Origin of the sequence: uncultured Maricaulis sp. (assembly GCF_963976135.1) — a bacterium.
GTDB lineage: Bacteria > Pseudomonadota > Alphaproteobacteria > Caulobacterales > Maricaulaceae > Maricaulis.
In genome coordinates this window covers 1-1,637 of sequence record NZ_CAXBKN010000193.1, presented here as the reverse complement: position 1 = coordinate 1,637, position 1,637 = coordinate 1, and the positions used below count along the sequence as shown (strand labels likewise).

Below are 1,637 nucleotides of genomic sequence, written 5' to 3'. Positions count from 1 at the left end.
GCCATGTGGACGCGGATCTGGTGCGTGCGGCCGGTCTCGAGCCGGCACTCGATCTTGGCGGCGAGACCGGCACCGATCGAGGCGTGCGGATCCTGGCCATAGCGCGCCAGGGTGACGTAATTGGTGATGGCGTGTTTGCCGGCAGTGCTGTTGGGATCGTGTGGGACCTCAAACTTGGTGCGGTCGCGCGAGGAGCGCATCAATTGCGTCTCGATGCGGCCATCCTTCGGGTTGGGCGAGTGGCGGGTGAAGGCGATATAGGCGCGCTCGACGGTGTGACGCGAGAACTGGATCGTCATCCCCTTGTGCGCCGCATCCGACTTGGCCGCGACCATCACGCCCGACGTATCCTTGTCGAGCCGGTGGACAATGCCCGGCCGCTCGACACCGCCAATGCCCGACAGGGAGCCGGCGCAATGATGCAACAGGCCGTGCACGAGGGTGCCCGACCAGTTGCCCGGCGCCGGATGCACGGCGAGGCCGACCGGTTTGACCAGCACCACGAGATCATCATCCTCATACAGGATGTCGAGATCCATCTTTTCCGGCACCGGATCGGCGGCGACGGGCGGCGGCACGGTGAGGGCGTAGACCGCACCGGGGACGACCTTGGCTGAGGGATCGGCCAGCACCTCGCCATTGCAGGTCAGCTGGCCGCTGTCGATCAGCGCCTTGAGGCGCGAGCGGGAAAACTCCTCCAGCGCGTCGGTCAGCCAGCGATCGATACGCTGATTGACCTGTTCATCGTCGGCGGTGAGGGTGCGGATGTCGGGATTTGCGGTGCTCATCCACAAGCGAGTAGCCTTGCTGTCGCGAACACGCAACAATCGCACGCTATTGCGGATGCAGAAGGCCGGGCGCAAAACCGGCCGGTCCGGAATTCGGGAGAGCAAAATGAGCAAGATCAATTTGACGCGCCGCGCCGCGCTGATGGGCGCTGCCGGCGCATCACTCGCCGTCGGGGCCTGTGCACCGCGCATCAAGGCTTTCCGCCCTGCCAGCACGGACGGCCCCTTCCGCCATGGCGTCGCTTCGGGCGATCCCGACCAGACCAGCATCATGTTGTGGACCGCCCTGACCAATGATGGTGGCGGCTATCGCGGTGTCGAGGTCGCGAGCGATGCAGCCTTCGAAAACATCGTCTTCGAGAGCGGGCAGGATATCCGCTATGTCATGATGCAGCCGCTGGGGACGCTGAAAATCCTCGCGACCGGACTTGAGCCGGGCCGGACCTATTTCTACCGTTTCCGTCTCGGCGAGACCTATTCGCCGGTCGGCACGACGCGCACCCTCCCGGCCGGTGCCGTCGACACCTATAGGATCGGTGTGATGTCCTGCTCCAACTTCCCGGCCGGGCATTTCAATGTCTATCGCGAGGCGGCGGAGAATGGTGGCCTCGATCTCGTCCTCCACCTGGGCGATTACCTCTATGAATATGCGATGGGCCAGTATGCGACCGGCGATGCCGAGGCGCTCAATCGCGTGCCCGATCCGGTCCATGAAATGGTTTCACTGGCCGATTATGTTGCCCGCCACGCCCAGTACAAATCCGATCCGGACCTGCAGGCGCTCCATGCCGCGGCGCCCTGGATCATGACCTGGGACGATCACGAGACCGCCAATGACAGCTATCGCGA

General features: G+C 64.1%; 2 protein-coding genes. One reads left to right on the top strand and one right to left on the bottom strand.

Features of this window, described 5'->3' with window-relative positions; genetic code table 11:
* A partial coding sequence (locus AAC023_RS14485; protein WP_339742027.1) for an RluA family pseudouridine synthase occupies positions 1-788 on the bottom strand: 788 nt, incomplete at its 3' end.
* 106 nt (positions 789-894) lie between these two features.
* Here AAC023_RS14485 and AAC023_RS14480 point away from each other — a divergent pair.
* A partial coding sequence (locus tag AAC023_RS14480) for an alkaline phosphatase D family protein (protein WP_339742025.1) occupies positions 895-1,637 on the top strand: 743 nt, incomplete at its 3' end.